This is a genomic window from Mongoliibacter sp. (assembly GCF_007692705.1).
GTDB lineage: Bacteria > Bacteroidota > Bacteroidia > Cytophagales > Cyclobacteriaceae > Mongoliibacter.
The window spans coordinates 1-4459 of record NZ_REBN01000046.1; the positions used below are offsets into that span (position 1 = coordinate 1).

Annotated in this window: 2 protein-coding genes; both read left to right on the top strand. The window is 40.2% G+C overall.

Annotated elements, in window-relative coordinates; translation table 11 throughout:
- Positions 1-5 precede the first annotated feature (5 nt).
- Entirely contained in the window at positions 6-2975 is a 2970-nt protein-coding gene (locus tag EA341_RS00725; RefSeq protein WP_293010764.1) for an efflux RND transporter permease subunit, read from the top strand.
- Positions 2972-4318: a TolC family protein gene (locus tag EA341_RS00730; RefSeq protein ID WP_293010763.1), complete on the top strand. Its 1347-nt coding sequence runs from the start codon at positions 2972-2974 to the stop codon at positions 4316-4318. The genes EA341_RS00725 and EA341_RS00730 overlap by 4 nt, the downstream gene beginning before the upstream one ends.
- Positions 4319-4459: the final 141 nt, after the last annotated feature.

Genomic DNA, 4459 nt, shown 5'->3' on the forward strand with positions numbered 1-4459 from the left:
GTCTTCTGGGAGTCAGGGAATTTCCCAGCGTGGATCCTCCAATTATCAATGTAAGGACTACTTACGTCGGAGCTAATGCGGATGTCATTGAAGCCCAGATCACAGAACCACTTGAAGAAGCCATCAATGGTATAGCCGGTATCCGCTCACTAACTTCCACAAGTAATGACGGTACGAGTAATATTACCGTAGAATTTGATGTAGGGGCAGATCTTGAAGCAGCAGCAAATGATGTGCGGGATAAGGTCTCTGGAGCTGTTAGGAGATTACCTCCAGATACAGAACCTCCAGTAGTTTCCAAAGCTGATGCTGATTCACAGCCAATCGTTTTCCTCAATGTGCAAAGCGATAGGAGAAGCTTATTGGAGCTATCAGATGTTGCCAACAATATATTTAAAGAAAGACTTCAAACCATTCCAGGTGTAAGTACAGTACAGATTTGGGGGGAGAAACAATATGCCATTCGCCTAAGGATTGATCCTCTGAAAATGGCTTCTTATGGCATCACTCCTACAGATGTTTTGAGTAAAGTGCAGACTGAAAATGTGGAATTGCCCTCCGGAAGGATTGAAGGTTCTACCATTGAACTTTCGGTAAGGACCAAAAGTAGATTGAATTCTCCCCAAGAATTCAATGACCTTATCATCAAAGAAGAACAAAATAATATTGTTCGTTTTCAGGATATTGGCCGAGCGGAACTTGCAGCCTTGAATGAAAGAACGGTATTAAAAAGAGATGGTATTCCTATGGTGGGTGTGGTTTTGGTACCACTACCTGGATCTAATAATATCGAAATTATTGATGAGTTTTACAAAAGGCTGGAAACCATCAAAAAAGATATTCCGGATGACATTCAGCTTGGAATTGGTTTTGACTCCACGAAATTTATCAGAAGCTCCATTGCAGAAGTTCAGGAAACTATTCTTATTGCTTTCCTATTGGTAGTATCCATTATTTTCCTTTTCCTCAGGGATTGGAGAACCACTTTTATACCTGTTCTGACCATTCCCATATCGTTGATAGGTGTCTTTTTCATTATGTATGTGATGGATTTTTCCATCAACGTTTTAACATTACTGGGTATAGTGCTTTCCATTGGTCTGGTAGTGGATGATGCCATTGTGGTTTTGGAAAATATTTACGCTAGAATAGAAAAAGGGGAAAACCCTGAAAAGGCTGCTGAAAAAGGAGCTGAGGAAATTTTCTTTGCAGTAATCGCCACTACCGTTGCCCTGGCAGCTGTATTCCTTCCTGTGATTTTCTTGACGGGAACGACAGGCAGACTTTTCAGGGAGTTTGGTATTGTGGTAGCAGGGGCTGTGATCATTTCTTCCTTTGTGGCCTTGACCATGACTCCTATGCTGAGTTCAAAGTTGTTGAAAAGAAGAGAAAAGCAAAATGCATTTTACAATTTTACTGAACCGGTTTTTGTATGGTTGAATGAAAAGTATAATGCTGCCTTAGAAATGTTTATGGGAGTAAGGTGGTTTGCATTTGTGATAATTGCATTAATGGGCTTTGGGATATATCAATTTTTTAACATTATCCCGACGGAGTTGTCACCAATAGAAGATAGGGGAGAAATGAGGGTCAACCTGACTGGGCCTGAAGGAGCTACATTTGGTTACATGGACAGGGTTTTGGATCAGATGACAGCGGACTTTATGGAAGTAATTCCAGAGGAAGAGAGAGAAGGTATCATCACAGTGACTTCACCTGGATTTGGAACCGCAAGTACCAACTCTGGATTTTTGAGACTAATCTTGAAAGATGGTTCCGAAAGAAACAGAACCCAGCAGGAAATATTTGATCAGGTACAGGGTTTATTGAGAAACTATACCTCAGTCCGTGCTTTTGCCACACAACCTCCATCCATAGGTGATAGAAGAGCCGGTTTACCGGTGCAGTATGTCATTCAGGCTCCTACCATAGAGAAGCTGAAAGAGGTGATTCCCGAATTTATGGAAAAAGCCAATAGTAGTGAAGTATTGAGTTTTGCCGATATCAACCTGAAGTTTACCAAACCCGAAATAGAAGTTGAAATTGATAGGGAAAAAGCCAGAAATATAGGAGTCTCTGTTCAGGAGATTGCAAGGACTTTGCAGCTTTCATATTCCGGTCAAAGGTTTGGATATTTCATCATGAACGGTAAGCAATATGAGGTTATCGGTGAAATGCAGCTGGAAGATAGAAATGAGCCCATCAATCTCAGGATGCTGTATGTAAGAGCAGAAAACGGACAATTGATCCAGTTAGATAACTTGGTAACTATCCGGGAGAAAAGCACACCTCCTCAGCTATACAGGTTCAATAGATTTGTAAGTGCGACTGTATCTGCTTCACTTGCTCCTGGCTATACCATTGGTTCAGGCTTGGACGAAATGGATAGAATAGCGGCTGAAGTCTTGGATGAATCATTTAGTACAGATTTGGCGGGTTTGTCCAAAGAATTCAGAGACAGTTCTAATTCTTTGATTTTCGCATTCCTTTTTGCGCTGATCTTGATCTACTTGGTTTTATCAGCACAATTTGAAAGCTTCCTGGATCCATTGACCATTATGTTTACTGTTCCACTGGCTTTATTTGGTGCTTTGTTTTCCTTGTGGCTATTTGATTTTACCTTGAATATTTTCTCACAGATTGGGATTATCATGCTCATTGGCTTGGTGACCAAAAATGGTATTTTGATAGTGGAGTTTGCCAATCAAAGGAAAGCCCAAGGTCTGAGTATACATGAGGCAATTGTAGGAGCTGCTGCAGCCAGGTTTAGACCTATTTTGATGACCAGTTTATCCACAATCCTAGGTATACTTCCAATTGCACTTGCACTTGGCGCTGGTGCAGAGAGTAGGGTTCCTATGGGTGTTGCGGTAATCGGAGGCTTGGCATTTGCTACCATTCTGACTTTATTTGTAATACCTGCTGTATATACATTCTTAACTTCTAAAAAAGGAAGATTAGCAAGAGCACAATGAAAAAACTAATTTGTTTACTGGCCTTATTACTGTTTGGTCAGCAATTTATTTTGGCACAGGATTCTGAAGATATTGACCTGGAAAAAGCTATTTTGTTAGGTTTGGATAGAAATTTTGGTGTTAAGATTGCCTCCAATGATCAATTGATCGCTGAAAAGGAAGCGCAGATTACAAGAGGTAGCTTGCTATTTCCAGTAATAGATGCGACTTTTTTGAGGACATATACAATTGTTGATGCAAACCAGCAATTTGTGAATCAAACCGAAATCACTACAATAAATAATGCAAAGTCTGACAATGAAAATTATTCGATTATCGCAGGTTATGGTTTAAGGCCTGAAGCCATTTACACCATAAAAATCATGGGTAAATTGGCAGAAGTCAGTGAACTGGAAGCCAAAGTGATGGTTGAGAATACAGTTGCGGGCATAGCTACTGCTTATTATCGACTGGTATTGGAGATTCAGAGGCAAAAGGTATTGGAAACAACCCTTGAACTTTCTCAATCCAGACTTGATATTGCCAAGGCAAGGTATGAGTTAGGGGGAGCTGGAAAAAGAGATTTCCTGACAGCACAGGTGGATTACAATGCAGATAGGTCACTTTTAGTCAATCAACAGCTTGCCATAAAAAACTCTCGAATTAACCTCAATGAGTTTCTCGCCCTGTCTCCTGATACTAAATTAGAGGTAAATGATACCATTGTGGTGGAAAACAATTTGTCTCTAGAAAACCTTGTAGAGAATGCCTACATGAACAACAAGCAGTTTTTGGTTACCCAAAGAAACGAAAATGTTGCTTATTTAACTTTGAGAGAAACTCAGGCAGCTAGGTTACCTTTCATTAATTTAATAGGTTCATACAATAATGCTACAACAGTGGCTGAAGCGGGATTTGCGCTTTTCAATCAAAATGTAGGTTTCAATTATGGCTTTACCGCTGGGATAAATATTTTTAATGGTTTTGCGCTAAATAGAAGGATCCAAAATGCCAAGGTCCAAAGATTAAATGCAGAAATTGCAGTGTCTCAAATGGAGATCCAATTGGTTTCAGACATACAAAGGGCATACAATATTTACCAAACGAATATAGAACTGTTAGATATAGAATACGCAAACTATCAGGTAGCGACTGAAAGTGCCGATATTGCTTTGGAAAGGTTTAGATTGGGGATTGCGGATTACCTGCAGTTTAGAGATGCTCAGGTGAACTTACTGACTGCTCAAGACAGATTGATTACGGCTTTGTACAATATCAAAGAGATGGAAATTGAGTTGCTGAGGCTTTCAGGAAGAATTTTCTATCAAAACGGATCTGAGCAATTTTCGCTGAATTTAAAGTGAGAGAGGGTTCACGCAAAGACGCTAAGAGGCCAAGAATCGCAGAGGATTCAGATGTCTAATTCCATAAGGCATGGCAAAGTGAAGCTTTCTTAGTGCCTTCGTGGTAAAACGGTTCACGCAAAGACGCTAAGAGGCAAAGGG